1 pseudogene is annotated in these 421 nt (G+C 57.2%); it reads left to right on the top strand.

Annotated features, from left to right (window positions below):
* Positions 1-421: pseudogene (locus ACTHS3_RS17095) on the top strand (diaminopimelate decarboxylase); the annotation flags it as partial.

The raw sequence follows: 421 nt of genomic DNA, 5'->3' as shown, positions 1-421 counted from the left end.
GGCATCGCCTACGCCGACGCGCTCGAAGCCTACCGCCACGCCGCCCGCCAAAGCCACCTCAAAATCATCGGCATTGACTGCCACATCGGTTCGCAACTGACCGACCTCAGCCCGCTTATCGAAGCCTGCGAGCGCATTTTGATTTTGGTGGATCAGTTGGCCGACGAAGGCATCGTTTTGGAACATTTAGACTTAGGCGGCGGCGTCGGCATCGTTTATCAAGATGAAACCGTCCCTGATTTGGGCGCGTATGCCCAAGCGGTTCAAAAACTGATCGGCACACGTCGTCTGAAACTCATCCTCGAACCCGGCCGCAGCTTGGTCGGCAACGCAGGCTCTTTGCTGGCGCGCATCGAGTTCGTCAAACACGGCGAAGAGAAAAACTTCGTCATGGTCGATGCCGCCATGAACGACCTCATGC

The organism is Neisseria sp. P0009.S007 (genome assembly GCF_051962515.1).
The sequence above is the reverse complement of the archived record's forward strand: the minus strand, read 5'-3'. Positions and strand labels throughout refer to the sequence as shown.